We start from the raw sequence: 26,852 nt of genomic DNA on the forward strand, positions 1-26,852 counted from the left end.
ATTCATTTTTTATAAAAATGTCTTTAGGCATGAAATAAATTATGATAAAATGTTGATAACAGACATTAAGATAAATAATGGTTATCAAATGTTTGCGGAAAAACAATAAGGAGAGTATATAATGAAAAAAATGTTAGGAAAAGCACTTTTATTCAGTGCGGTTGGTTGTATGGGGTTAATTTTGAGTACAAATACTTCTGAAGCAGCTTCATATGAAAGTATGAAAAAGAATGTTGAAGAGGGAACGGGCTTAATTTTTAATCCAGAGATAGACGGAATAATGACTCAAGAAAGTTCACTTGAAATAATTGAAGCAATTGAAGAAGAAATACAGGATTTAAATATTGAAGAACCTACACAGGAAATCTATGATGAAGTCTTCAGATCCATAAAAGATCTAGAGGTAGTAGATACCACTGAAAAAAACTTGCCTCCATTTATGCCATTTGCTGCAGCAGCTCCAAGAGATGATCAAACTGCATGGATTCCACATAACTCAAATGAGTTTTCCGGTTCAGGTTGGAGATATAGTGGTGCTCAATTTAAGTTTAAAGATTACAATGCAAACCCTAAATTTGGTGTAAGAGCTACAAAAGATTCTTTCTATTTTTATACTGTGATACCAAGAAATAATAGTTTTATACGTAAACATACAGTTAACGCAAATATGGACTGGGTATATTTTCCTTCAAAAGTTGGGTCAGCAAAATTACAAGGATATTTTGCAACATACAATCCTGTTAAAGGAAGTCGATACTATATATACTAATTATGCTCATTTCTAGTACATGAGAAGTAATCTAAATTATTAATATAGAGGATCAGAATATTTCATAATATATATTCCGGTCTTTTTTTAATGTAAAAAGTACATATGAATAAAAAAACATTTTCGGTGAAACTTTTAAGGGGGATGTACAGTCTTATATTATGAAGGGGGAATATTCGTGCAAAAAAATGTAGATGTACACTTAGTTAGAAAAGCTAAAAAAGGAAATTCACAAGCTTTTATTGAGCTATGTACAGCCTATCAGGATATTTTATATAATTCAGCATATAAAATACTTTTGAATGATGAAGATGTGGCTGATTGTATGCAAGAAACAGAGATACGCGCATGGACGAAAATAACTAAATTAAAAAGTGAAGAAGCGTTTAATTCTTGGATTTTTCAAATAATGACTAATATTGCAAAAGATATTTTGAAGAGAAAAACAGCAAATGCAGAATCTGAAGAAAGGTATATGTCCGATAAAGTAGAGCAGCACAAAGCCTTTGATATAGAACAAGAATTGAATGGATTGGAAGAAATTTATAAAATCCCGCTTATACTATATTATTATGCAGGATTTAGTATCAAAGAAATATCTGAACAATTGAAGATATCTGTAAATACTGTAAAGACAAGATTAGCCAGAGGAAAAATGAAATTGAAAATTTTATTGGAGGAATCAAATGATGGATAAAAAAATAATCGATAAAATTAAGAATGAAAGAAAAATCCCAGATGAAGTATTAACTAAGTTAGAATCCAACAGAGAAAATATCCTAAATAAAAAAATCAAACAAGAGAAAAATTTTAGAGTTCTTTCTAGAAATAGTATCATTGCAGTGTTTGTTGCTGCTATAGCACTTTTATTAATAATAACCAAAACACCAGTAGGGGTAGCAATAGAGAATGTATTGGGGATCGGAAGAGATTCTGGAGTGGAGATAGTAGAGAAAAATGCAATACCTACTGAACTCGATTTAACAAGTACTCAAAATGATCGAGAGATAAAGTTGACTAAATTTGTTTCCACAAAGAAAAAATTTGCTTTTGATTATCAGTTTAAAATAGACGATGAAAAGTTAGGAACGTTACTAAAAAAAGATATAAAAGCTAAATCAGATCATCAAGATATTCAACTTGGCTTCTTTGTTAAAGGGGAAACTAAAGATTTATTTCAAGGTGTACAGTCGTATTCAACCTTTAGATTAGATGGAGATACTTTTTATGGATCAGTGATATCGACTTTCGATAAAGAGAGTATTCCTGAGAATGCAGAATTAAGTCTTCACATTTATAGATTAGCTTGGATGGATCGTGACGAATATGAAGCAGCAGAATCTAAGGCATTTGCTGATCCTGACAATCCTCAACCATTTAGTGTTCCTACATCTTTAGAATATACTGGAGATTGGAGCTTTGATATTGCTTATCTACCACTCAATCAAACAGCTGAAACAAAGGTTCTTGATTCAAATAATGTTACAAACATTGTATCTAAAAGCGATGCACTACAAACAACAATTACATTTAATGCTCCAGTAAGGTATCCTTATTTTCCTGAGATTACAGTATACAAGAATGGTGTAGAGATTTCTAATTCAACTATTAATTTCAAGCAATTTGATCAGGAAAAGTTCGAAATTGAGCTGGACTTAAGCGCTTTAGACAAAATATCAACTTATAAAGTAAAGATTGAAGAGTCAGATATATATGATACGATTGTCAAAGAAGTCGGCTTTTTTGAGGTGCAAAATAAATAAAATATGTCGGTGTATAATGGTAAATTTTGAACATTATTCTCGTTTGAAATGCCTGTACGCTAAGTAATGGTTGATAATGATTGCAAAAATACCGAATATTAACAACTAGGAAAAGAACTGTAAATACTTTTGGTAGATTGAAAGGTGTGATGTACTGAAACTGAAGGGAGATGTATTAATAATCGAAAATATTGTCATTTGTGTTATGAAAAAGGAAATACAAAAAGGCGAAGCGGTGGTTTTGTCAAATTCTTTTTATCAGTGTTTTATCCATTTCAATAAAAAAATAGAGTAGCCTTTTAGTCATTTAAAGAAAAAAACAAGAAGTGGGTGGGTGCTCACTTCTCGTTCTTTTGATTGTCTATCTTTTAGTTAATTTCACAACAACTTCACAGCGTGCAGTTTGTGGAAACATATCGACAGATTGTAAGTACTGGACATCGAAAGCTTTTGCCAAATCGACTAAATCTTTCGCAAGTGTTGATACATTACATGAAATATAAACCATCTTCTTAGGAGGTTGTTTTAAAATCGCTCTTAATAGCTTTTGATCTAAGCCAGTTCTTGGTGGGTCAACAATGATCGCATCTGGTTTAAAGCCGCTTTGAAGCCACTTAGGTAGTAATTCTTCAGCAGTACCTACTTCGTAATGTGTATTTTTAACACCCAACCGATCAGCATTCTTTTTAGCATCTTCGATCGCTGCTAGAATGATATCCATTCCTCGAACCTCTTTTGCTTGTTTTGCGATACTTAAACCAATTGTTCCTACTCCGCAATAAGCATCAACAACCGTCTCATTTGGCTGTAAGTCTAAGGCTTTCAATGCTTCATCGTATAAAACCTCAGTTTGTTCAGGATTAAGTTGGAAGAAAGCTCTTGGCGATAAATCAAATGTGACTTCATTGATTTGTTCTTCAATACTTTCTTTGCCCCAAACGTGAATCGTTTCATCCCCCATGACAATTGACGTTCTTTTGTTTTGAACGTTCTGCATAATCGAAACCACTTCTGGTAAAAGTTGAGTGATTTCCTCGATCAATGCTTTTTTTTGTGGAAATTTCATTGATTGTGTGATAAAAACTACCTGAACTTCATTTGTTTTGATACCGACACGGACCATGAGCGTTCTGAAAATACCACTATTTTTACGTTCATTATAGATAGGTAGTTGGTATTTATTCAATAATTCTACTAAGGTGTTCATAACTTTTGTGGTTGCTGGTTGTTGAACCAGACAATCATCGATAGGAACTAAGCGATGAGAATCCGCTTGATAAAGACCAGCTTCAACTTCGCCATCGATTTTACGTAGTTGGAATTGTGCTTTGTTCCGATAATTCCAAGGATTTTTCATACCGATAGTCTTTGGCAAGTGGTATTTTTCATAATTTCTTGGTCTAAATTTATTCAGTGATTGCTTCAATAAATCTTTTTTGAAAAGCAACTGAGCTGGATAAGCCAAATGTTGCAATTGACAGCCACCACATGCTTCATAGACTGGACAAGGTGGTAGGACTCGTTCAGGAGCGGCTTTAACGATTTTTTTTAGTTGGCCTTCAACAAAGCGTGGAGCAACTTTAGTGATTTCTACTGAAATATCTTCTTTTGGCAAAGCGCCCGGCACAAAAACAATCGTTTTTTTGTAATAGCCAATGCCTTCACCGTTGATCCCTAAACGTTTTATTTTTAAAGGGATCGTTTGTCCCTCTTTTAAAAGTTGTGTGGTCATAATTCCATCCTTTTGATCCGTAGATCTCTTAATCAAATATAACGATATTTCTTATTTTATCACAATTCAGTCGGTTTAGCTTCTGCCAAATGTATGTTATAGTAGAATATACGTTCTCACTAGAAAGGTGGAGAAAGATGGAGACAATTACGAAAATCACCAAGGACAAAGGTCAGTTTTATCTTATCTGGCTCACTTCAGGAGAAAAATTACGTGTTTCTGAGGATACCTTAGTTCGCCAGCGGTTATTAAAAGGACAAGAGCTATCTGAAGAAATGGTTGAAAAAATAAAAAAAGCTGGCTCATATGATGTTGGCTTACAGATGTCTCTGAATTATTTAAGCTATCAGTTACGTTCAAAAAAAGAGATAGTCGATTACTTGAAGGAAAAAGAAATTTTGCCTGAAGATCGAAAAACAATCGTGATTCGATTAGAAGAAATGAACCTTTTAGACGATAAAATATTTAGCGAAAGTTACGTCCGCACCTTAATGCGAACAAGTGATAAAGGACCCAAAATGATCGAACAACAACTAAAACGAAAAGGCTTGAATGAAGAAGACATTCAACATGGGTTAACTTTTTATACTATGGATGATCAAGTAGAAGTAGCAAAAGCAACAGCTGAAAAAGCGATGAGACGTTATCGAACCAAGAGTTTTAAAGATGCTGTGCAAAAAGTTCAAATGCATTTGATGCAAAAAGGGTTTAATCGTGAAGTGATTGATTTGGCTTTAGAGGAGCTTTCATTTGAAAAAGATGAAGAACAAGAATTAGATGTGATCAGAAAAGAAGGCGACAAATTATGGGAAAAACACCGTAAATTAGATCCTTACAAACGTGTGATGAAAGTCAAACAAGGACTTTTTCAAAAACGTTTTGACTCAGATTTGATCCAGCAATATTTTGATGAGAAGGAATTAGAGAATGAAGAATGAGAAGTATTGGGAAACTTGGAGTGATAATGAGCTGCAAGCTTTTCAAGAAGCGTTTATTACTTGGTATGAAAAAGAAAAGCGAAATTTACCTTGGCGTGTTAATTTAGATCCATATCGTATTTGGATCTCAGAAATCATGTTACAACAAACTCGTGTGGATACGGTGATCGATTATTATTATCGTTTTATGGAGTGGTTTCCGACAATCAAAGATTTAGCTGAAGCACCAGATGACCGTTTATTAAAAGCATGGGAAGGGTTAGGCTATTATTCAAGAGCAAGAAATTTAAAAGTAGCCGCGCAACAGATCATGACAGAATTTGATGGTCAGATGCCTAAAACGATTGAAGAAATTCGTCAATTAAAAGGAATAGGGCCGTACACTGCAGGTGCAATTGGCAGTATTGCCTTTCAAATTCCGGAACCTGCAATCGATGGTAACGTAATGCGAGTGGTCAGTCGTTTGTTTGAAATCAGTGATGACATTGCCAAACCGAGTAGTCGAAAGGTTTTTGAAGCAGCGATGTATAAAATCATCGATCAATATCGTCCCGGAGACTTTAATCAAGCGATGATGGATCTAGGCTCTTCGATTTGTACGCCAACCTCTCCAAAATGTGAAGAGTGTCCAATCCAATCTTATTGCTTGAGTTACAAAAATAATACGATGACAAATTTTCCAGTTAAATCAAAAAAAATGAAACCAAAAGATGTTTATTACATCGGAGGAATCATTGAAAATAATCAACAAGAATTTTTATTAGAACAGCGTGATCCCAAAGGCTTACTAGCAAATATGTGGTTGTTTCCAATTGCAGAAGTCAGTAAAGACCGTTTTGAATTTCTACAGAAAATGTTGATAAAAGATGATCAGCAACTATCACTTGATTTTGAAGAACCACTGCTAGTTGCAGAAGAAAACCCAGAAATTTTCGAAGATTACTCACAAGTTGTTTGGCAAAAGCGAACCTTAGGAGAAGTAACACATATTTTCAGTCATTTAAAATGGCATATTTTAGTTTTCTACGGGCGTCAAACAGGATTAACAGCTAAGAATGAAAACCAAGCTTGGGCAACAAAAGAAACATTTTCAAACTATGTTTTTCCAAAACCCCAGCAAAAGATGTTAGATCTGTACAAACAAGAATTTAGAAAAAAAGAATAATTTCTTGGTGCGAACCATAAGTGCACATAAAATTATTAGGAGATTCGCACCTGAATTTTGCTGAAAATAGCGGTAGAAATAGACTTTTTCTCATTTTAATTTAATGTTACACTAGTTTTAGTGGTGAAATAGTAGGGATATGACATGTATTCTGAACAATTTCACGGTCTAGCTCTGTTTAGAGCTAGTGGATTGAAATTTTTTATTTATCACATGATGGGTCTATAGAAAATTGTCTAGCTCTGTTTAGAGCTAGTGGATTGAAATCAAAAGAAGTTTTAAGAAATGAAATAGGTTCAATAAAGTCTAGCTCTGTTTAGAGCTAGTGGATTGAAATCTTTTTTAAATAATGAATATTATTATTTGTATACGTCTAGCTCTGTTTAGAGCTAGTGGATTGAAATCGTGATGTATAAGTATTTAAGTTGTACCTTCTTGGTCTAGCTCTGTTTAGAGCTAGTGGATTGAAATCTCTAAGCCAAAGCCTAGTGAAGTAAACTGAGAAGGTCTAGCTCTGTTTAGAGCTAGTGGATTGAAATTACGTGCCTATAAAATGATGACTCCGACATATTCAGTCTAGCTCTGTTTAGAGCTAGTGGATTGAAATCCCTATCTCGTTTGCTGGAATGTCTAACGCGTTAGGTCTAGCTCTGTTTAGAGCTAGTGGATTGAAATAGGGTTTATCTTTGCCGATAAAGTCCCGCTCAAAGTCTAGCTCTGTTTAGAGCTAGTGGATTGAAATAAGCCTTGCAGATTAAAAACTATGATGGACAGTCTGTCTAGCTCTGTTTAGAGCTAGTGGATTGAAATACGAAGCGCCTTGCAAGCATCGATAAATCCAGTTTGTCTAGCTCTGTTTAGAGCTAGTGGATTGAAATATTGTTTTCTACCTCCTGCAGTGCTTGCCATGGTCGTCTAGCTCTGTTTAGAGCTAGTGGATTGAAATTCTTTGTTGTCTACAATCGCAATGTCGACTAAAAGTCTAGCTCTGTTTAGAGCTAGTGGATTGAAATCCATCCTATGATTATGCTAAGGTGAATCGTTTACGTCTAGCTCTGTTTAGAGCTAGTGGATTGAAATTATGTCAGAAAGCTTTTTAGAATTTGAATCTTATGTCTAGCTCTGTTTAGAGCTAGTGGATTGAAATTCAATTTGACTTGGTGTAAATTTATAGTCATCCGGGTGTCTAGCTCTGTTTAGAGCTAGTGGATTGAAATCTGTTATATTTAAATATGTTATAGTAAGTGGTAAAAGTCTAGCTCTATTTAGAACTAGACTTTTTTTAATCACCTCAAGTTTAACCTCAAAAAAACTAAAATAATCCTTTATATTTCAAAAGATAATCCTGATTGCTGTGAGAAACCAAACTACTTAGTATGCAAAGCTGAAAATTATGATATAATTATAGTGATATCGGTGTAATGAACACCCAAACGAAGAGCAATCAGCTTTTAGAAGTGATTTTTCGTACTAGGGAAAGTTGGGGGACTATGGCAATTCCAAAAGAAGGTGAATTTGTAACGATCCAAAGTTACAAACACGATGGGCATTTGCATCGAACATGGCGAGATACGATGGTATTAAAAACAAGCGAGTATTCGTTGATTGGTGTCAACGACCATACTTTGGTAACAGAGTCTGATGGTCGTCGATGGGTTACTCGAGAACCAGCTATCGTTTATTTCCATAAGAAATACTGGTTCAACATAATAGCGATGATTAGAGAAAAGGGGGTTTCTTATTACTGCAATCTAGCGTCACCTTATCTTTTAGATGATGAAGCATTAAAGTATATCGATTACGATTTGGATATTAAAGTTTTTCCTGATGGTGAAAAACGATTATTGGATGTGGATGAATATGAATTTCACAGTAAGATTATGGATTATCCAGAAGATATTGATTTTATTCTAAAAGAAAATGTCAAGACGTTGGTCGATTGGATTAATAATGAAAAAGGCCCATTCTCTGAAGCGTATGTAGATATCTGGTATAAACGATACCAAGAGCTAACGAAGAAATAGCCATTGTAAGATGTTAAGTGAAGAAAACAGTAACAAAACTCATTAAAGTTTTGTTACTGTTTTCTTATTATTTATTTGTTTTTAAAATGTACATAGCTCACATTTTTTGAGATCTTCGTTCCATGTAAGGGGATAAAAATATGATTTAAAGAGAACATAATTATAAATGGTTAAAGAGTTTTATTCATTTTATAATGTTCGATATTTGCATCAAGAAACAGTTCGCCCTCTTTGATATAGCCCATTCTTTCATAAAAACCAAGAGCAGTGATTTGAGCACCTAAAGTGATAGTATTGTATCCTTGCTCCTTAGAAAATAGCTCTGCACCTTCTACGATCAGACGTCCATAATCTTTACCTCTGAATTCTTTCTGAACGGCCATACGCTGTAATTTTATCAAGCCATCTTCAAGTGGCAAAAGACGGCAAGTTGCGATTACTTCATTTTTTTCACCATATAAAACAAAATGGATACAAGCAGCTTCGTATTTGTCAATCTCGATCTCACCAGGAACCCCTTGTTCTAACATGAACACTTGACGGCGAATTTTAACAGCATCTAGGTATATATCACTCATAGTATCTTTAGTATGTACGATTTTCATTTAGCACCTCTGTAATGATTATTTCATCCATTATACATCAAAAATGCAGACAATAGAATGTTGAAATAAGTGGAAGTTTATCTTTTGTAAAAATGCGATGGCTAGTGTACATTATAGATAAAAATTGGAAGGTTGTGACGAGAATGAATACGGATGAAGTTGTACAAAAAGTCAAAGAGTTGATTGGTGAAGGAAATTTTGAAAAAGCCAAACAGTTTCTTGAAGAACACAAAGATGAGATTGGTGAGCAATATGAAAAAATCAAAGGGATGATTCCAGACGTTGACACGGGTGGTTTTACGGATAAAGTAAAAGGTTTCTTTAAAAAGTAAACATCTATATGATTTAAGAAAACATCCGTATATTTAGATGAACGGATGTTTTTTACTGGCCTTTAATTGACTCAAAAATAGGTACAAAGAAGTATTGCTATCTTAATTAAGAAAGGGTATGCTAAAATCTACTAACAAGCAATTATTTTTTTATAGATAAAGGAGGATCATCTTTGTTTGAAAAATTAAGACAATCAAAATTATTTTTTTGGTCAGCAGAATTATTAGTCATTGCAACGCTGATTTTTGTATCATCGAAGATCAATTTCATCTTTACGCCGATCGGAACGTTTTTCTCAACATTATTTGCCCCTGTTTTAGTAGCTGGGTTTTTGTATTACATTTTAAATCCAATCGTCAATTTATTGATGAAAACGAATATGAAAAGAATCTTTGCGATCTTGATTGTGTTTTTACTTTTGATCATAGCGCTCGTGTTGATCTTGGTTAGTGTGATTCCTAGTCTGGTGTCACAATTATCTAGTTTGGCGTCTAATATGCCAGATGTTTTTAAGAGCGTAGAAGCATGGGTTTATCAAATGGCTGAGTTGCCTATTTTTAAAGATTTTGACTTACCCAAATATATTGATCAACTAGATATTTCATATGGCAATATTATTCAACAGTTCATTAGTGGATTATCAAGTAGTTTAGGTTCGATTGTTTCCACTGTTGCATCAACAACCATCATTATTGTCACTGCTCCATTTATTTTATTTTATATGCTAAAAGATGGAGATCGCATGATTCCAGGAGTGAAACGATTTTTACCTGAAAAACGACAAGATGATATTGTTGATTTATTAGGTAAGTTAAATAAAACATTATCAAGTTACATTAGTGGTCAAGCGATTGAATGTCTATTCGTTGCAACATTCACGGTTATCGGCTATTCATTGATTGGTGTTCGATACGCATTTTTATTTGGTGTTATTGCTGGTGTGACGAACTTAATTCCTTACTTAGGACCTTATATTGGTCTTGCCCCAGCGGTTTTTGTAACAGTATTCGACGAACCATTTAAAGCGTTGCTATGCTGTCTAGTTGTGTTGATCGTCCAACAAATCGATGGAAATATCATTTATCCAAACGTGATTGGTAAATCACTACAGATTCATCCGTTGACAATTATTCTTATTTTGTTAGTAGCTGGAAATATTGCTGGACTGTTAGGAATATTCCTTGCTGTGCCATTTTATGCAGTGTGTAAAACAATCGTTGTGCATGTCTTTTCAATGATTCGAAAAGAGAAAGTAGTCAAAGAACCTGAACTTGAAATAGCCGGCGAACTAAATTCTCCATCAAGTAAGGAAAAATAGTCGGTGAATATTGAAATTGAATGACATTTGTGATACGATTTTAGCGTGACGCCATCAGGTAGTCACGTTTTTTAAAACGAAGGAAGTCGTACTTCCGAGTCTTGGGAATTGTTTGTTCTTGTGAGGTATTCGAGTATTTGAAAAAAAACGAATAAGATAACAAAAATTTTATTCAGTAGGCTTCTTTTTTAGAATAGTCAAGTTCACTCACACATTCCCACAAACATTTAAGGAGAGAAAACATTATGAATAATGCTGACCCCGAGAGTCAGTCGCTTATCGCGCAAATTTTACTATTGGTTGTGTTAACATTGATCAACGCTTTTCTTGCAGCATCAGAAATTGCGGTAGTTTCTGTAAATAAGAATCGTGTCGAACAAAAAGCAGATGAAGGCGATGCAAAAGCGAAGAAGTTACTAAAAGTTTTGCAAGATCCTACAAGCTTTTTGTCAACGATCCAAGTTGGTATTACGTTAGTTAATATTTTATCAGGTGCCTCATTAGCTGATTCTTTATCAGCAAAATTAGCTCCTGTACTAGGCGGCGGTGCTGCTGCAAAAAATATTGCAAATATTATTATTTTAGCTTTATTGACTTATGTATCGATCGTTTTTGGTGAGTTGTATCCAAAACGAATTGCAATGAATAAATCAGAAGAAGTAGCTCAAGCAACTTCAGGATTTGTGCGTATAATAGGTGTTGTTGCGAAACCATTCGTTTGGTTATTATCCGCTTCAACAGATTTACTTTCAAAGATTACACCTATGAAATTTGATGATGCTGATTCCAAAATGACACGTGATGAAATGCGTTATATGTTAGAATCAGAGGGTGTTTTAGATAATGACGAACTGGAAATGCTGCAAGGTGTCTTTTCTTTAGATACTAAAGTTGCCCGTGAAGTAATGGTTCCACGGACAGATGCATTCATGATCGATATACAAGATGACATTCAAAAAAATATCGATGCTGTTTTATCAGAAAACTATTCTAGAATCCCAGTTTACAATGAAGACAAAGACAAAATCGTTGGAGTTCTCCATACTAAAAATTTACTAAAAGCAGCGCATAAACTTGGCTTTGATAAAATCCAATTAAAAAGTATCATACAAGAACCATTATTTGTTCCAGAAACGATTTTTATTGATGATCTGTTATATGAATTAAAAAGAACCCAAAACCAAATGGCTATTTTACTTGATGAATATGGCGGTGTTGTTGGTTTAGCGACTTTAGAAGATTTATTAGAAGAGATTGTTGGAGAAATCGATGATGAAACAGATGAGGTAGAAAATTTATATGCTAAGATCAATGATCATGAGTACTTAGTTCAAGGCAGAATGTTGATTGATGAATTCAATGAAGTATTCGAAACAGATCTACACATGAGTGATGTAGATACGATGGCGGGATACTTGATAACAGCATTAGGTACGATTCCTGATGAAGGTGAGAAACTTTCATTTGATGTTGGTAATCTTACATTGACTTCAGAGGAAATGGAAGGAACGCGTGTATTGGCGCTTAAAGTTGTTTTCCATGATGAGGAAGTCGTTGATGAAGAACCAGAAGAATACCGTCGTTTCTTCCGCAAAGAAATGGAAGATGACGAACCAAGAAGGTAAAGAGATAAAGGAAGGGATAAAAGCAGAGCAGATGCTTTTATTCCTTCTTTTTTGTATCGCTATTTTTTATTGTGAACAGCTCTAATAGCTTGATAAAGTCTGATATATTGTGCATCATTATCAGCAGAAAAACGGAAAACAAATGAAGGTAAGTTACACTCGCTTGGTATTAAAGAAGATGAGGTTGCCACAATAAAATCAAAATTTGAAAAATCACTGTACTCATAGGCAACCAACTTAACGAAATGGAGTTCTTCAATAAATTGTGATAAAGGTTGGACAAGCAGATAGTTAGATTCGGCAATTAAGGCAATTCTAACTATATTATCAGTTTGGAACGTTTCATAAAGTGGAACGAGCAAAGCGGCCAGTGAATCGGATAATTGATCAATACTATTTTTGAGCCAGCTGAAGTTTTTTCTTTTGGCTATTTTTTGAAAGAATATTTTGAAATTTGTAAACAATAAATAATAATGCTCATTTTTTGAATAGGAAGAATGATTGATCATATGAAATAATGTGGGAAAAGGCTTTTCAATAATTGCTGTAGAGAAAAGAATGTTGACAACATTCCCAAATAAAATGGGTTCATCTTCCCAAGAAAAGCATTCAACTAAAAATTTTTCACTAAAGAAATTCGTAAATTCCTCTAATAGTTTCGTTGCATTATTTTTTTGATTTTTTAAATAACGATTGAGAGAAGTGAGTCTGTCATCATTAGCTCTAAAAAAATTTGGAGTAGCAATCAATAAGTATCCCGCAAATTGTATTTCTGCTTCTAACATAGTTGTGTCTTTTATCCAATCTTTAAAGCAGTATTCTCCACGGGTTTTATTTAAAGGAATATAAGAGTTAATCGTTACTTTGTCGATCAAACCATTACCAGATTGTATGCGAAGATAAATGATATCAAGCATCAAAGTAATTTGTTTTTGAGCTGAATAGCTGTGGCTGTCTGGAAAATAAGGACTGATTGTTTCGATAATGCCTTCATAATTGATTGGTCTTTCTTTGGTTTTAGGCAAGTTTGTTCCTTGGGAGGACATCCAGATCAAAGCGTACAAGGCTATTCGAATTACGCGCTCGTCACCATAAAGAGTTAATTGAGAAGTATTTATTTTGATATTAAATTGTTTAAGGTAACGAATGAGTAACTTAGATTTTCGCACAACGGTCGTCCGGCTTTGATAGTTTTTTTTGCAAAATGCATCAAGGTTGTCTTTGGGGTAAAACAAAATTGAAATTAGTAACTGATAAGGGATACTTTGAGTGATCAAGTATTGATAGTAGGTATCGTAGGAGACTGTTTGTTTATAGTGAATACCATTTGCATGGATGATTTCTGTTTTTTCTCCAGCAAGTTCTGTGATATCTTGCTGGATCAATTCCAGAAGATAGACGACACGACTATAAGAGTAATCAAGTCTTTTTTCAAAAAAATTGACACTATGCAACTCATTAGAAAAGCTACTAAGCAAGCCAAAAAGAATCAGTTTACGTTTCGCGGTGTCTTCTAACATCATTGATTCTAGCATTGTTTGTCCTCCTTCAAAGTAAATTTATCAATAAAGTGAAAAGTATGGAACTAATTTGAATAATTTATAAAAAAACAATCATTTAATAACGATGAGAAATAAAGGGATCTAGTATTTTTAGACATATTTTTTGTATAAATAACATAAGGAAGAGGTGATTTGATGATTGGACTGGAATTCTCTTGAGTTTGCACTATTTAATGGAGAACTTTATACTTAATTTGTAAGTGTAAAATAATTCTTAGTAACTGTGCTGATGTTCAACAGGATGATTATTAGGATACATATCTTCCCTAATTAATGAGATCAGAACAAAATTCTATGGATTTTGTTTTGGTCTCTTCTATTTTTTTGAAAATTCACTAAAGGCTTTGAAAACTTAGGTAATTCCATGATATACTACATTAGTTGAAGAATAAAGAGTAGGGAGAATTTTCCAATGTAGAAATCCTTTAAATAAATCATAAAAATAAATGAAGTCTTTTTCAAGAATAAAATGATAGATAGAATGGAGTAACGAATGAATAATCCACATTTAAAAGAACAAGTAGATAGCCGTCGTACCTTTGCGATTATTTCCCATCCGGATGCTGGTAAAACAACGATCACAGAACAGCTTTTACTTTTTGGTGGAGCGATCCGTCAAGCTGGAACGGTTAAAGGAAAAAAAACAGGAAATTTTGCGAAATCTGACTGGATGGAAATTGAAAAGCAAAGAGGAATTTCTGTAACCAGTTCTGTGATGCAGTTTGATTACGATGGAAAACGTGTCAATATTTTGGATACGCCTGGGCACGAAGATTTTTCTGAAGATACTTATCGAACATTAATGGCTGTAGATAGTGCTGTCATGGTAATCGATAGCGCAAAAGGGATCGAAGCCCAAACAAAGAAATTATTCCAAGTTGTTAAAAAACGAGGAATCCCAATTTTTACGTTTATCAATAAATTAGATAGAGATGGCCGTGAGCCGTTAGAGTTACTTGAAGAATTAGAAGAGTTATTAGATATTGAATCTTACCCAATGAATTGGCCAATCGGTATGGGAAAAGGGTTACATGGGTTATATGATATCTATAACAAACGTGTAGAAGTGTATCGACCTGAAAACAATAATGGTGAACGTTTTATTCCATTAGTGGATGGTGATATTCCAAGTGATTTGCCATTACACCAAGATAGTGTCTATAGACAAGTATTGGAAGAAGTTGAGCTATTAGTTGAAGCAGGCGATGAATTTGATACGGATAAAATCGCACGTGGGGATCAAACACCAGTCTTCTTTGGTTCAGCCTTAACCAATTTTGGGGTACAAACTATGTTAGAAACATTCTTACAATTTGCACCATCCCCATATGGTCATAAGACAGAAGATGGACAAGAAGTCAGTCCTTATGAAGAAGAATTTTCAGGATTTGTGTTCAAGATCCAAGCCAATATGAATCCAGCTCACCGAGATCGCATTGCTTTTGTCCGCATTTGTTCAGGAACTTTTGAACGTGGCATGGATGTTATTCTTGGCAGAACAGGTAAGAAAATCAAGTTAAGCAATGTGACACAATTTATGGCAGATGCTAGGGAAAACGTAGAAGAAGCCGTAGCCGGAGATATTATTGGGATTTACGACACGGGGAATTACCAAATCGGCGATACCTTATACGAAGGAAAATTAAAAGTTCAGTATGAGGAACTACCATCATTTACGCCAGAGTTATTTATGAAAGTCAGTGCTAAAAATGTGATGAAACAAAAATCATTCCATAAAGGCATTTACCAATTGGTTCAAGAAGGTGCGATCCAATTGTACAAAACCTATTTAACCGAAGAATATATCATCGGAGCCGTTGGACAATTACAATTTGAAGTGTTCCAACACCGTATGCTGAATGAATATAACGCTGAAGTGATCATGACACCAATGGGTTCAAAAATCGCACGTTGGATCGATCCTGCTGATTTGGATGAACGCATGAGTTCTAGTCGTAATATTTTAGCACGAGATCGTTTTGATCAACCGCTATTCTTATTTGAAAATCAGTTTGCGATGCGTTGGTTTGCAGATAAATATCCTGAGGTTGAATTGAAGAGTTTGATGTAAGCGAATAGTAGTGAACGTTCTTATCAATGTAAAATTGATGGGAACGTTCTTTTTAGTATTTGACATTAAAGAGACATAACCGTATAATCAATTGCATTATTGGAGTGATAAATATGAGTCGTCGTTTAAGACAATTAAAAAATGTTTCAGTGGTAGTAAGCTTCTAAGTCATAATAAAAATCAAACTTAGAAGCGAGGAAGAAAAAATGACAAATAATCACAATTTTGAAAAGTGGTCAGACACAATGTTCTTAAAAGATTTGGTGACAAATCCGTTGATTGAAGTAGGTGAATTTTCATATTACTCTGGTTATTATGATAGCCAGGAGTTCGAGAATGGCTGTGTGCGCTATCTATGGGGAGATCCATTGACAAGGGCAGCCTTTGATCCAGTAAAAGATATGGGCTGGCATTTAGATAAATTGATTATTGGAAATTATGTATGTATTGCAGCAGGTGCCACGATTTTGATGGGTGGTAATCACAATCATCATCCAGACTGGATCACTGTATATCCTTTTGCTAGCCATGTAGAGAAATCTTATGAACCAAAAGGGGACACAGTTATTAAGAGTGATGCATGGATCGGGATGAATGCGATGATCATGCCGGGAGTCACGATTGGTGAGGGAGCTGTGATTGCAGCGGGTTCTATGGTTGTTAAAGATGTTCCACCGTATACGATCGTGGGTGGGAATCCAGCGAGAGTGATCAAACAGAGATTCTCAACTGAAGAGATCAGCATGCTTTTAGAGCTGAGATGGTTTGATTGGACAAAAGAACAAATCGAAGCAGCAAAAGATAGTCTGATGAGTAATAACATTGATGCCTTGTATGCACATTATAAAAAATATATTTTGAATTAGGAACTGAGATTAAACCTGTTCAGCTTTCAGAATAACTCATAGGGTTATTCTGAAAGCTCTTTTTTTGATCTCTTTGAAAGTTTTTTGGGAAAATAGAATCATTCTAAACTACACTGTTCTAAGACTAAGATAAGACGAACGACCTAGTCAATACAAGACTTTAGACTGAGTATTCTACTAAAACTTAATGGTAAACTTGGGTATCAGAGCATTTATGCCCTGATAAAATAAGGTAGATAGGGAGAAAAAATGATTGGGAAAGTGAATAAAAATATTTTGTATTTGATATTAGGGCAGGTTATATCAGTGTTTGGTGGCGCAATTTTACGATTTGCTTTATCGCTTTATGTATTGGATAAAACAGGAAGAGCGGATATATTTGCGACGATTCTCGCCATTTCCAGTATTCCAGTCTTGTTTGCTCCGATTGGTGGAGCAATCGCAGATCGATTTGATCGTCGTTTGTTAATGGTTTTAATGGATGTCACGAATGCAGTTTTAGCTGTAGTATTATTTTTTATTTTAGGTTTGACTGATTCAATCGCTATGATTGGTTTACTGTTATTTTTACTATCAATTGTTGGTAGCTTCGATACGCCAGTAGTAACGGCCAGTATCCCTTTATTAGTAAAAAAAGATCAGTTGGAGCAAATAAATGGATTAGTTAATGCTGTTTTATCCATGTCAAATGTAGTTGCGCCTATTATTGGCGGTATTTTATATAGTATACTAGGTGCTCAAAAATTGATTGTAGGAAGTGCTGTATTTTTTATTCTAGCGGCAATTATAGAATCTTTTTTGCGGATTCCTTTTGAAAAACGACCAATGGAGTCTGGAGTTTTAAGTACATTGACAGCTGATTTAAAGGATGGTTTTAGAGAGGTTCGCAATAATCGAATTATTTTCAATTCTATTTTGATTGCGGCACTTATCAACTTTACGTTGGCCGCCTTTTTTATTGTAGGAGTTCCCGTTGTATTAAGAGTTGTGTTGCAGGCAAGTGATACGATTTATGGGATTGGGTTGTCAGTAATCAGTTTATCAACAATTCTTGGAGCGATTTTTACTGGTGTTTTCACAAAGAAATTACGAATAAATAATCTCTATAAATTGTTTACGTTATCTGGTCTATTATTGATTTTAATGAATGTTGGTTTAATGTTTGCTGGAAGTCCTATGGGAAATACGATTGGCTTTATAGCATTTATCATAACTGGAATTCCAATTGGAATGATAATGAGCTTGATTTCTATTTACTTGATTTCCATGGTTCAAAGAATAACACCAAAAGAAAATATTGGTAAAATAATGGCTACGATTATGGCTGTTTCACAATGTGCAGTTCCAGTTGGTCAAATCATAATTGGTTTTCTATTTAAAACGACTACGACGAATGTATTTTTTCAGGTGATGATTGTTGCAGTGTCAGTGTTACTAGTTTCAGGACTTTGTTGGTATCTATTTAAAAATTCAACAGATGATGAAATCGGTGAGGTAGGTTATAATAAAGAGTAAAAAGAAGATAGAAGTGTTTAACAACAAGAAATAAGAGGAGCGAAATAAAACGAATCGTCCGTTTTATTTCACTCTTCTTTATTGAATTTATTTAACTTTCAACAAGAGTAGAAGTCATTGGAATCGAAATTTCAATAACATCTTTTAGTTCAATGATCGAAATCTGATTACGATCGTATTTTTCTTTTGGTATCCGTTTTAAAACATAAGTCAGAATTTCATTGATTTCTGTTTTACGAACAGCCCGTTTTTTATTTACAATCAATACTTCAACGTGTTGAGCAGCTTCTGTATAAACGACGGTCGTGTTACCCGCTGAATAAACTTTAACAAAGTATGCATCGGTATTTTCTAGTTGTTTATTGACTAACTGTTTGTAGCTGTTGGTTACATTGACTAATTTCATTTTTTTCACCTCAATTTAAGTAGTTATTTTTTATGATAATAATAAAAAGCAGAGTATTCGCAGGTTCGCTAGAACTGGAATAATCTTTCTTAAAATTTGATATAAATTTCACTCACTCTTATTATAAATTTTTTTAACCGAAATAAAAAGAAATTTGTCTCAAAAAACACAAAAAAGTCAATCAGTTTGCCTGATTGACTTCACTTTTTATTCTTTTTCTGGAGTTGCTTCGCTGGTATCACTAGGATCTGTCGTTATTTTTCCTGTAACAATGATTTTTCCATCATCATCTAGCTTGGCAACTAATTGATGTTCTTCTGGATGATCTAAGAAGTATTCAGCAATGCCATCTTCAATTTGTTCTTGAATCGTACGGCGTAATGGGCGAGCACCCATTGAAGGATCATAGCCTAGATCAACTAATTTTTCTTTTACGTCTGTCCCTACTTCAATATGAATTTTTTGGTGAGCAAGTAAGTCATTGACTTCATCTAGCATCAAGCTGACGATATTCATCAAGTTTTCTTTACTCAACGCTTTAAATTCAATGATTCCGTCAAAACGGTTCAAGAATTCAGGTGTGAAGAAATTATTTAATTGCCCTAAGACTGATTTTGTAAGACCGGCTCTAGCAGCGCCAAAACCAACATTTGCTTCTACGTTACCCGTTCCAGCATTACTTGTCATGATAATGATCGTATCTTTGAAGCTAACGGTTCTACCTTGTGCATCGGTTAAACGACCATCATCAAGAATTTGTAAGAACATATGCAAGACATCAGGATGCGCTTTTTCGATTTCATCTAATAGAATCAAACTGTATGGATTACGACGTACTTTCTCTGTTAATTGTCCAGCCTCATCATAGCCTACATAACCAGGAGGAGAACCAATCAATTTAGATACACTGTGTTTTTCCATGTATTCACTCATGTCAAAACGAATCATAGAGTCCTCAGAACCAAATAATTCGTAAGCCAATTGTTTGGCTAATTCTGTTTTACCGACACCAGTAGGTCCTACGAATAAAAATGAACCGATTGGGCGATTTTGTTTGCCTAAGCCAACACGATTGCGGCGAATGGCTTTTGATACTTTATCGACGGCATCATCTTGCCCCACAACATGGGCTTTCAAATCGATTGCCAAGTTTTTTAATTGTGTTTGTTCTTTTTCTTTTAAATCACCGACAGGAATATTTGTTTTTTGCTCGACGATTGCTTCGATATTTTTTTCATCGATTACGGGTGTTTCTTCATCACTGATTTGTTTTTCTTTCATTGATTGTAATTTATTAATTTGATCGCGGTAATAAGCCGCTTTTTCAAAATCTTCCTCTGCAGATGCTTGTTGTTTTTGTTGTTCAGCATCTTCAAGTTTCTTTTCGATTGTTTTTGGATCGACGATTTGAATCGTCAAGTTCATTTTAGAACCAGACTCGTCTAATAAATCAATAGCTTTGTCAGGTAAAAAACGATCTTGGATGTAACGATTGGATAAAGTTGCAGCCGCTTTGATTGCTTCATCAGTGTATTTTACATGATGATAGTCTTCATAACGTTTTTGCAAACCTTTAAGGATCGCAATCGTTTCATCTACAGTTGGTTCATCTACACGGACTGGTTGCATCCGACGTTCTAAAGCAGCATCTTTTTCGATGATACGGTATTCATTTAAAGTTGTTGCACCGACCATTTGTAGCTCACCACGAGCGAGTGCTGGTTTTAAAATATTTCCTGCATCCATGTTGCCGTCACCAGCAGCACCTGCACCAACGATTTCATGGACTTCATCTATGAATAGGATGATATTTTCAGCTTGTTTGATTTCCTCAATTAATTTTTGCATCCGTTCTTCAAATTGACCACGAATTCCTGTACCTTGAACTAAAGAAACCACATCTAATCGGATGACTTCTTTATCCAATAATTTTTGTGGTACATCACCGTCTACGATTTTTTGTGCTAAACCTTCGACAACAGCTGTCTTACCAACACCGGGCTCACCAATCAAGACAGGATTATTTTTAGTACGACGATTTAAAATTTCAATCACGCGTTTGATTTCTTCGTCACGGCCAACAACGGGATCGACATCGCCATTTCTGGCAGCTTCTGTAATATTGATGCCATATTCACCTAGTAAACCATTTCCTTGTCCAGCGCCACCTCTAGGAGGTTGGCCGCCGTTAAAGCCATTTCCATCACCGAATTGAGTTGGTGGAGTTTGACCGTTAGGATTTCCCTGTTGTTCTTGCATTTGACGAGAGAGAGAACGGTATAGATCATCTAAACTTCCAAAACCAAATGGATCTTGTTGAGACATTGTTGGTTGATTATCGTTTGCTTGTGCTTTTAATTTTTGATAGCAACTTTGGCAATAGTCTAATTGTTTTCTTTGACCATTAACATTTGCATATAAGTGGATCGTTGCTGGATTTTGTTGACAATTTTGACAAACCATAGGATAAAACACGTCCTTTCAAAATAAGACTAATTTTTTATCAAAGTCCTTTAAGTAAAGTCAAATAGTCCGCTGACCATTTTTGACCTTTGAGAATATTATAGCATCTTTTTAGCAAGAATCAAGCAATTGAACTCTAGATTTGCTTATTATACTTCTGGAAAATTGAACTATTAGAGGAATAAATTAAACAAACTAATCGAATCATCTTATTTTTTTAAATAAGAAAATCATATTTATAGAACCTACGTGAATAATTTAGACAAATATCTATTTTTGTCATACAATATCTTCAGTTTAAAAATAAAAGTGAAAGCTGTGATCGAATCATGTTTGAAAATCCATTTGAGAAACAAATTAATGAGTTGAAAGAAGGGACTATTTCTGAACTTATTATAGAACCAAAAGATTTTACAGCATTTAGAGAGGTTTGGAAAAATTTACCAGATCGAATGTCAATTGTTGGAGAAGCCGGATTAAATGGACGAATTATATATCGTTATATAAAAGAAGAAGAATAATTGATCCTTTCATTTGATAAAAAATAGGTGAAAAGTGTTGTAAGTACTCACAAAAAATGGTAATCTTAAAAATTGAAAGGGTATTTTCTCGATTCTAGTTTCGCATGGAACGTGTCAAGAAAGGAAAACCCTAACATAAAAAATTATTTTACTTACGAAGGAGACCGATTCATATGGAAAAGAAAGATTTTCACATCGTAGCAGAAACAGGGATTCACGCTCGTCCAGCTACATTATTAGTACAAACTGCAAGTAAATTCAACTCAGATATCAACTTAGAATACAAAGGTAAATCTGTTAACCTTAAATCAATCATGGGCGTTATGTCTCTAGGCGTTGGCCAAGGTTCAGACGTAACTATCTCAGTTGACGGTGTTGACGAAGCTGATGCATTAGCAGCAATCGTAGACACAATGAAAAAAGAAGGATTGTCAGAATAATGTCTGAAATGCTAAAAGGAATTGCCGCAAGTGATGGTGTCGCTATCGCTAAAGCTTACCTGTTAGTTCAACCTGATTTGTCTTTCGACAAAAAATCTGTAGATGATTCATCTGCTGAAGAAAGTCGTTTGGATGATGCTTTAGCAAAATCTACGACTGAGTTGCAAGCAATCAGAGAAAAAGCAGCGCAAAGCCTTGGTGAAGAAGAAGCGCAAGTATTTGACGCACATTTAATGGTTTTAGCTGACCCAGAAATGATCGGTCAAATCAAACAAAACATTCAAGATAACAAAGTAAATGCTGAATCAGCATTAAAAGAAGTAACTGATATGTATATCGGTATGTTCGAAGCAATGGATGATAATGCCTACATGCAAGAACGTGCAGCAGATATTCGTGATGTTGCAAAACGTATTTTAGCTCATTTACTAGGTGTTACTCTTCCAAATCCTTCAATGATCAACGAAGAAGTTGTTGTGGTTGCCCATGACTTAACACCAAGTGATACCGCTCAATTAGACCGTACTTATGTTAAAGCATTCGTAACAGATATTGGCGGACGCACTTCGCATTCAGCGATTATGGCTCGTTCTCTTGAAATTCCTGCAATTGTAGGAACAAAAGAAATCACTGCCAAAGTAAAAGAAGGCGACATTTTAGCAGTTAATGGGATCGATGGCGATGTTATCGTTCACCCAACTGATGCTGAAAAAGCTGACTTTGAAGCAAAAGGCAAAGAATACGCTGACCTTAAAGTTGAATGGGAAAAATTAAAAAATGCTGAAACAGTAACTGCTGATGGCAAACACATCGAGTTAGCTGCAAACATTGGTACGCCTAAAGATTTAGAAGGTGTACACAACAATGGTGCTGAAGCTGTTGGTTTATATCGTACTGAATTCCTTTACATGGATTCACCAGATTTCCCAACAGAAGATGAACAATATACAGCTTACACTGCAGTACTTGAAGGCATGAACGGCAAACCTGTTGTGGTTCGTACAATGGATATCGGTGGAGATAAAGAATTACCTTATCTTCAATTACCGCATGAAATGAACCCATTCTTAGGGTACCGTGCATTACGTATCAGCTTATCTGAACGTGGTGACGAAATGTTCCGTACGCAAATGCGCGCATTATTACGTGCTTCTGTTCACGGTAACTTACGTATCATGTTCCCGATGGTTGCAACGTTAAAAGAATTTAGAGCAGCGAAGAAAATCTTTGAAGAAGAAAAAGCAAAATTAGTTTCTGAAGGAACAAAAGTTTCTGATACGATTCAAGTCGGTATCATGATCGAAATTCCTGCAGCAGCTGTAATTGCAGATAAATTCGCCAAAGAAGTTGATTTCTTCAGTATTGGAACAAATGATTTGATTCAATACACAATGGCAGCAGACCGTATGAACGAACGCGTTTCTTACTTGTACCAACCATATAACCCATCAATCTTACGTTTGATTAAAAACGTTATTGATGCTTCACATGCTGAAGGTAAATGGACTGGTATGTGTGGAGAAATGGGTGGCGATCAAATGGCTGTACCTTTATTGGTAGGAATGGGCTTAGATGAGTTCTCAATGAGCGCGACATCTATTCTTCAAACTCGTAGCTTGATGAAACGTCTAGACACTAAGAAAATGGCTGAACTTGCGGATCGTGCGTTGAATGACTGCGATACAATGGAAGAAGTTATTGACTTGGTTAAAGATTATACAAAATAAAGCATAAATAAAAATGTTCGCTAGTCAGAATTTGTTCTGACTTAGTGGACATTTTTTTTAGTAATCAAATTCAATAAAATTTCCTTAAAACTGAGCATACTTAAAGAATAACTAAAACTATTGTTGTATAGTAATGGACAAGTAATTATTTAGGAGGTTACTATGAAACATAAACAAAAAAAACTCACTGTAGCAATGACAGTGCTTTTGATTTCTACAGGTTTATATGCTGGAAATGCAGCATTTGCGACGCAAGAGAGTACAGATGCAAGTACTAGTTTAAGTTCTAGCAATACTGAAACAACCCAAAGTTCTGAGCAAGTACTACAAATCAATGCAGTCGCGTTAGGGAACGCACTGACACAAGAACAAAAAGAGTATACACTAAAAGAATTAGGGATAAAAGGTGAAACACCACAATATACGACAACAGGACAAGACTTGATGAGTTTTATCCCAGATGGCGGTTTTACACCAGAATGGGCAGTCTATAGTTCTGTTCGTATGGAAACTCAGAAAAAAGGAACAGGGATTTCTGTCGATATTGCTACACCTAAAAATATTACGAAAATTACAGAAGCCCAATATCAAAATGCAGCATTGACAGCAGGTATATCAGATGCAAAATTGACTGTCGCTTCGGCTGTGCCAATTGATGGTTCTGGCGCTTTGGCAGGGGTTTATAAGATTGTCGAAGAGTCTGGTGGGATCATCAATCGAGAGCGCGTAGGCGTTGCACAAGATGAAATGGATGTATTATCCAAGATTACGGAAGAAAACAAAGAAAAAGATGGCTATTCCGATAAAGCATTGAATGCTGCACAAGAACAAGCAAAAAAAGAACTAGCAGCAAAAACGGCTGATGGGAAAAAATTAACCCAAGAAGATATTCAACAAACGGTTGAAAGTGCGCTTCAAAGTCAAGGGATCAAAGATGTGATGACATCAGATCAGGTTAAAGAACTAACGACATTAATGAGTGATATGAAAGATAAAAATATTTTTGAAGATTTTGTAAATCAACTCGATTTGTCTAAAACGAAAGAACAAATTCAAGAGAAATCTAAAGGGCTTTGGGAGAATATTAAAGGTTTCTTTAGTGGACTTTGGGATTCGGTTACTGGAAAATAAGTATTAGCGTATGCTTAGGCTTTATAGGTCTGGAAAATAACTCTTAGAGTTATTTTCCAGACCTATTTGAATAGCAAGAAAGTGCCAACAATAGTTAGTTTAAGGCTCTTAATTTCTACTAAAACAGTAGACGGAATACAAGTAACCCATACGTCTTTGGTTGAAACAGATAAAAAATACTAACAAGGGAAGCCTTTTTTAAAGGAGTGAGCAAAAGTCAGCATCATTGAACGAATGTTCTCTTTTTTTTCTTGTGCTTTCCTGTAAACTTAATCTGTACCAAAAATTTAAAGAGAAATAAGGGAGAAACTACGAGTGAAAGTGAAAAAAGGGGTAATTATAGGTGGGTGTATTTGTCTGGTATTTAGTGTGTTATTGTACCTTGTTACAAGGCCAGCAGCTAAAGTAGACACAAAGGCAATGAGTGATTACGAGTATTGTATGGTTTACTATGATAAAGTCAGATTATTAAATAAAATCGTGCCAGATTTGGAAAAAGAATTTACGAAGGAATTTGGAAAACCTAATCTAGATTCTAGAACGTCTTCAATGAGACCCTCTAAGGTTAAAACTTTACGATGGGAAATCACCCGTGGTAAGAAAAAGCTGGCTCAGTTATCGTTTGTATATACAAAAAATAAAATAACGTCTAAGGATATTAATTTTAATGAACCAACTATCTATAAAGAGAAAACAATCCTTGAACGAGCTGAAAAAATGTCACTTGACGAAAAGGTTTCGGAAGAAATGTTAGCAAATATTGGTGTTCCTTCATTCATACAGACATCAAAAGAGTCTCTATTCGACGATGAATCAACGAAATATGAGTATCGAGTGGACGGAGCTAGCAACAGGCATTTATTTTTCTATTTACATGATGGGAAGTTATTTGTTGAACCACAAGTTGGGGAATAAAAGGAATGAACGAAGTGAGGGAGAAAAGGGAAAGTAAATGAAATTCTTTTAGAAACTGATTTTAACTATTGTAAATATACACTTGTAAAGAAAATAACTATACTCTTATTTGTGGTATGTTACGCTAGTATAATACTTACCATTGGAATTTTCGCAGCTACCATTTTTGTAGGCACAGCGTATGAGGCAGTTGCATTTACTGTAAGTCTTATGGGAAGTGGGCTTCTTTTTGATTTTCTATTTAGAAAACTATACAAAAAAATCTTTTCTAAGCGAGTCAAAATTTTTCGAGGAAAAACTGCTATAAAACTCTGGATAGGTGGAAAAGAGATCGTTATTCAAAAAGCTCAAATAAAAAAAATCAAAGCGAAGGCTGTATCTAATAGATTGCGTCATGGAGGTAGAATGGAAAGCACAAAGCTAATTATTTATACCACTGCGGGAACCTTTCATTTTACAAATGATCAAGCAATATATAATGTGCATAAACTTCTGAAATTTGCACCTATTAAAAAATAAAAGTTAAAGGATAAAGGAGTACTAAATAGATGAATTTAGGGAAGTATGTAGTCGTTTTATTGATTGATTTTTTAAGTCAGTTGATTCTATTTCCATTATGTTGGCGGATTGTTGGAGATCAAAATTTCTTTTTAGCGGTGATCCTGACTGCGATTGTTGTAGTGGGAGTGAAGCTGTTTTTTATTAATTTAATTGAAGTAAAATCCTATCGTTTTTCTATATCTAGAAGGCCGCTTTATATTTATTATGGAGTCAGTGGTGTAGCATCGATTTTTATTATGCCAATCGCTTTTATGTCAGGTACTATGGCTGCAGGTGGAGGGCTATTGTTTTTTTTAATTGGTTTTACTTTTGTTTGGATTATTCCAAATGGTATTATGTGGCTATTTTATTTAGTTGGTTCAATGAAATATGAAGAAAAATAAGCTAAGAGATTATCCAATA

General features: G+C 34.7%; 23 protein-coding genes and 1 CRISPR repeat array. Of the genes, 18 read left to right on the forward strand and 5 right to left on the reverse strand.

Annotated elements, in window-relative coordinates; genetic code table 11:
- The first annotated feature begins 121 nt into the window (after positions 1–121).
- The 3 genes from I586_RS07440 to I586_RS07450 all read left to right on the forward strand — a co-directional run bounded on the left by I586_RS07440 (position 122) and on the right by I586_RS07450 (position 2,532).
- On the forward strand, positions 122–769 hold the full coding sequence (locus tag I586_RS07440) for a hypothetical protein (RefSeq protein ID WP_010765768.1): 648 nt from the start codon (positions 122–124) through the stop codon (positions 767–769).
- Between the two features lie 178 nt (positions 770–947).
- On the forward strand, positions 948–1,466 hold the full coding sequence (locus tag I586_RS07445; RefSeq protein ID WP_010765767.1) for an RNA polymerase sigma factor: 519 nt from the start codon (positions 948–950) through the stop codon (positions 1,464–1,466).
- Entirely contained in the window at positions 1,456–2,532 is a 1,077-nt protein-coding gene (locus I586_RS07450) for a hypothetical protein (protein ID WP_010765766.1), read from the forward strand. The genes I586_RS07445 and I586_RS07450 overlap by 11 nt, the downstream gene beginning before the upstream one ends.
- A 361-nt stretch (positions 2,533–2,893) precedes the next feature.
- On the opposite strand, the gene rlmD is transcribed toward I586_RS07450, so the two are convergent.
- A complete protein-coding gene (gene rlmD / locus I586_RS07455; protein ID WP_010765765.1) occupies positions 2,894–4,264 on the reverse strand; it encodes a 23S rRNA (uracil(1939)-C(5))-methyltransferase RlmD in 1,371 nt (456 codons plus the stop codon).
- A gap of 137 nt (positions 4,265–4,401) precedes the next feature.
- On the opposite strand from rlmD, the gene recX reads away from it, so the two are divergent.
- The 3 genes from recX to bph all read left to right on the forward strand — a co-directional run bounded on the left by recX (position 4,402) and on the right by bph (position 8,391).
- Complete coding sequence (gene recX / locus I586_RS07460; RefSeq protein ID WP_010765764.1) at positions 4,402–5,202, forward strand: recombination regulator RecX; 801 nt, start codon at positions 4,402–4,404, stop codon at positions 5,200–5,202.
- On the forward strand, positions 5,192–6,367 hold the full coding sequence (gene mutY / locus I586_RS07465; RefSeq protein ID WP_010765763.1) for an A/G-specific adenine glycosylase: 1,176 nt from the start codon (positions 5,192–5,194) through the stop codon (positions 6,365–6,367). Before recX ends, mutY begins: the two co-directional genes overlap by 11 nt.
- 166 nt (positions 6,368–6,533) lie before the next feature.
- Positions 6,534–7,584: a CRISPR direct-repeat array (repeat unit 33 nt; unit sequence GTCTAGCTCTGTTTAGAGCTAGTGGATTGAAAT).
- A gap of 273 nt (positions 7,585–7,857) precedes the next feature.
- Entirely contained in the window at positions 7,858–8,391 is a 534-nt protein-coding gene (bph, locus tag I586_RS07470; protein ID WP_010765761.1) for a biofilm phosphatase Bph, read from the forward strand.
- 170 nt (positions 8,392–8,561) lie between these two features.
- Here bph and I586_RS07475 read toward each other — a convergent pair whose 3' ends face one another.
- Entirely contained in the window at positions 8,562–8,996 is a 435-nt protein-coding gene (locus I586_RS07475) for a GNAT family N-acetyltransferase (protein WP_010765760.1), read from the reverse strand.
- A gap of 143 nt (positions 8,997–9,139) precedes the next feature.
- Between I586_RS07475 and I586_RS07480 the strand changes: the two genes are divergently transcribed.
- The 3 genes from I586_RS07480 to I586_RS07490 all read left to right on the forward strand — a co-directional run bounded on the left by I586_RS07480 (position 9,140) and on the right by I586_RS07490 (position 12,272).
- Positions 9,140–9,328: a hypothetical protein gene (locus tag I586_RS07480; protein ID WP_010765759.1), complete on the forward strand. Its 189-nt coding sequence runs from the start codon at positions 9,140–9,142 to the stop codon at positions 9,326–9,328.
- 173 nt (positions 9,329–9,501) lie between these two features.
- Complete coding sequence (locus tag I586_RS07485; protein WP_010765758.1) at positions 9,502–10,647, forward strand: AI-2E family transporter; 1,146 nt, start codon at positions 9,502–9,504, stop codon at positions 10,645–10,647.
- A gap of 245 nt (positions 10,648–10,892) precedes the next feature.
- Positions 10,893–12,272, forward strand: coding sequence for a hemolysin family protein (locus I586_RS07490; protein ID WP_010765757.1), 1,380 nt, complete (start codon positions 10,893–10,895; stop codon positions 12,270–12,272).
- A gap of 59 nt (positions 12,273–12,331) precedes the next feature.
- Here I586_RS07490 and I586_RS07495 read toward each other — a convergent pair whose 3' ends face one another.
- Positions 12,332–13,807, reverse strand: a complete 1,476-nt coding sequence (locus I586_RS07495) for a helix-turn-helix domain-containing protein (RefSeq protein ID WP_010765756.1) — start codon at positions 13,805–13,807, stop codon at positions 12,332–12,334.
- Between the two features lie 520 nt (positions 13,808–14,327).
- On the opposite strand from I586_RS07495, the gene I586_RS07500 reads away from it, so the two are divergent.
- From I586_RS07500 to I586_RS07510, 3 genes are all read left to right on the forward strand, one after another.
- Positions 14,328–15,905 (forward strand): peptide chain release factor 3, encoded by a 1,578-nt coding sequence (locus tag I586_RS07500; protein ID WP_010765755.1) that lies wholly within the window; start codon positions 14,328–14,330, stop codon positions 15,903–15,905.
- 206 nt (positions 15,906–16,111) lie between these two features.
- Entirely contained in the window at positions 16,112–16,771 is a 660-nt protein-coding gene (locus I586_RS07505) for a CatB-related O-acetyltransferase (RefSeq protein ID WP_010765754.1), read from the forward strand.
- A gap of 249 nt (positions 16,772–17,020) precedes the next feature.
- Positions 17,021–18,286 (forward strand): MFS transporter, encoded by a 1,266-nt coding sequence (locus I586_RS07510; RefSeq protein WP_010765753.1) that lies wholly within the window; start codon positions 17,021–17,023, stop codon positions 18,284–18,286.
- 91 nt (positions 18,287–18,377) lie between these two features.
- Here I586_RS07510 and I586_RS07515 read toward each other — a convergent pair whose 3' ends face one another.
- Together I586_RS07515 and I586_RS07520 are read right to left on the reverse strand one after the other, a co-directional pair.
- Positions 18,378–18,692 carry a DUF1827 family protein gene (locus tag I586_RS07515; RefSeq protein ID WP_010765752.1) on the reverse strand — a complete coding sequence of 105 codons (315 nt, stop codon included), beginning with the start codon at positions 18,690–18,692 and terminating at the stop codon, positions 18,378–18,380.
- A gap of 207 nt (positions 18,693–18,899) precedes the next feature.
- A complete protein-coding gene (locus tag I586_RS07520; protein ID WP_010765751.1) occupies positions 18,900–21,155 on the reverse strand; it encodes an ATP-dependent Clp protease ATP-binding subunit in 2,256 nt (751 codons plus the stop codon).
- Positions 21,156–21,484: 329 nt separating this feature from the next.
- Between I586_RS07520 and I586_RS07525 the strand changes: the two genes are divergently transcribed.
- From I586_RS07525 to I586_RS07555, 6 genes are all read left to right on the forward strand, one after another.
- Complete coding sequence (locus I586_RS07525; protein WP_010765750.1) at positions 21,485–21,676, forward strand: hypothetical protein; 192 nt, start codon at positions 21,485–21,487, stop codon at positions 21,674–21,676.
- A gap of 173 nt (positions 21,677–21,849) precedes the next feature.
- Positions 21,850–22,116 carry a phosphocarrier protein HPr gene (locus I586_RS07530; protein ID WP_010765749.1) on the forward strand — a complete coding sequence of 89 codons (267 nt, stop codon included), beginning with the start codon at positions 21,850–21,852 and terminating at the stop codon, positions 22,114–22,116.
- Positions 22,116–23,843, forward strand: coding sequence for a phosphoenolpyruvate--protein phosphotransferase (gene ptsP / locus I586_RS07535; protein ID WP_010765748.1), 1,728 nt, complete (start codon positions 22,116–22,118; stop codon positions 23,841–23,843). The genes I586_RS07530 and ptsP overlap by 1 nt, the downstream gene beginning before the upstream one ends.
- Positions 23,844–24,005: 162 nt before the next feature.
- Positions 24,006–24,974 (forward strand): DUF1002 domain-containing protein, encoded by a 969-nt coding sequence (locus I586_RS07540; protein WP_010765747.1) that lies wholly within the window; start codon positions 24,006–24,008, stop codon positions 24,972–24,974.
- 315 nt (positions 24,975–25,289) lie between these two features.
- Entirely contained in the window at positions 25,290–25,889 is a 600-nt protein-coding gene (locus tag I586_RS07545) for a hypothetical protein (RefSeq protein WP_010765746.1), read from the forward strand.
- Positions 25,890–26,437: 548 nt separating this feature from the next.
- Entirely contained in the window at positions 26,438–26,833 is a 396-nt protein-coding gene (locus tag I586_RS07555) for a hypothetical protein (RefSeq protein ID WP_010765744.1), read from the forward strand.
- The last annotated feature ends 19 nt before the right edge of the window (positions 26,834–26,852 follow it).

It is taken from the genome of Enterococcus moraviensis ATCC BAA-383 (assembly GCF_000407445.1).
Taxonomy (GTDB): Bacteria; Bacillota; Bacilli; order Lactobacillales; family Enterococcaceae; genus Enterococcus_L; species Enterococcus_L moraviensis.

What these genes read in the sequence shown, in the direction of transcription:
- I586_RS07510 (WP_010765753.1), top strand. Translation starts at nt 17,021, where the DNA reads ATGATTGGGAAAGTGAATAAAAATATTTTGTATTTGATATTAGGGCAG.
- I586_RS07520 (WP_010765751.1), bottom strand. Translation starts at nt 21,155, where the DNA reads ATGGTTTGTCAAAATTGTCAACAAAATCCAGCAACGATCCACTTATAT.
- ptsP (WP_010765748.1), top strand. Translation starts at nt 22,116, where the DNA reads ATGTCTGAAATGCTAAAAGGAATTGCCGCAAGTGATGGTGTCGCTATC.
- rlmD (WP_010765765.1), bottom strand. Translation starts at nt 4,264, where the DNA reads ATGACCACACAACTTTTAAAAGAGGGACAAACGATCCCTTTAAAAATA.
- I586_RS07450 (WP_010765766.1), top strand. Translation starts at nt 1,456, where the DNA reads ATGATGGATAAAAAAATAATCGATAAAATTAAGAATGAAAGAAAAATC.
- bph (WP_010765761.1), top strand. Translation starts at nt 7,858, where the DNA reads ATGGCAATTCCAAAAGAAGGTGAATTTGTAACGATCCAAAGTTACAAA.
- I586_RS07490 (WP_010765757.1), top strand. Translation starts at nt 10,893, where the DNA reads ATGAATAATGCTGACCCCGAGAGTCAGTCGCTTATCGCGCAAATTTTA.
- I586_RS07525 (WP_010765750.1), top strand. Translation starts at nt 21,485, where the DNA reads ATGTTTGAAAATCCATTTGAGAAACAAATTAATGAGTTGAAAGAAGGG.
- I586_RS07515 (WP_010765752.1), bottom strand. Translation starts at nt 18,692, where the DNA reads ATGAAATTAGTCAATGTAACCAACAGCTACAAACAGTTAGTCAATAAA.
- I586_RS07505 (WP_010765754.1), top strand. Translation starts at nt 16,112, where the DNA reads ATGACAAATAATCACAATTTTGAAAAGTGGTCAGACACAATGTTCTTA.
- I586_RS07500 (WP_010765755.1), top strand. Translation starts at nt 14,328, where the DNA reads ATGAATAATCCACATTTAAAAGAACAAGTAGATAGCCGTCGTACCTTT.
- I586_RS07440 (WP_010765768.1), top strand. Translation starts at nt 122, where the DNA reads ATGAAAAAAATGTTAGGAAAAGCACTTTTATTCAGTGCGGTTGGTTGT.
- I586_RS07540 (WP_010765747.1), top strand. Translation starts at nt 24,006, where the DNA reads ATGAAACATAAACAAAAAAAACTCACTGTAGCAATGACAGTGCTTTTG.
- recX (WP_010765764.1), top strand. Translation starts at nt 4,402, where the DNA reads ATGGAGACAATTACGAAAATCACCAAGGACAAAGGTCAGTTTTATCTT.
- mutY (WP_010765763.1), top strand. Translation starts at nt 5,192, where the DNA reads ATGAAGAATGAGAAGTATTGGGAAACTTGGAGTGATAATGAGCTGCAA.
- I586_RS07530 (WP_010765749.1), top strand. Translation starts at nt 21,850, where the DNA reads ATGGAAAAGAAAGATTTTCACATCGTAGCAGAAACAGGGATTCACGCT.
- I586_RS07495 (WP_010765756.1), bottom strand. Translation starts at nt 13,807, where the DNA reads ATGCTAGAATCAATGATGTTAGAAGACACCGCGAAACGTAAACTGATT.
- I586_RS07475 (WP_010765760.1), bottom strand. Translation starts at nt 8,996, where the DNA reads ATGAAAATCGTACATACTAAAGATACTATGAGTGATATATACCTAGAT.
- I586_RS07480 (WP_010765759.1), top strand. Translation starts at nt 9,140, where the DNA reads ATGAATACGGATGAAGTTGTACAAAAAGTCAAAGAGTTGATTGGTGAA.
- I586_RS07555 (WP_010765744.1), top strand. Translation starts at nt 26,438, where the DNA reads ATGAATTTAGGGAAGTATGTAGTCGTTTTATTGATTGATTTTTTAAGT.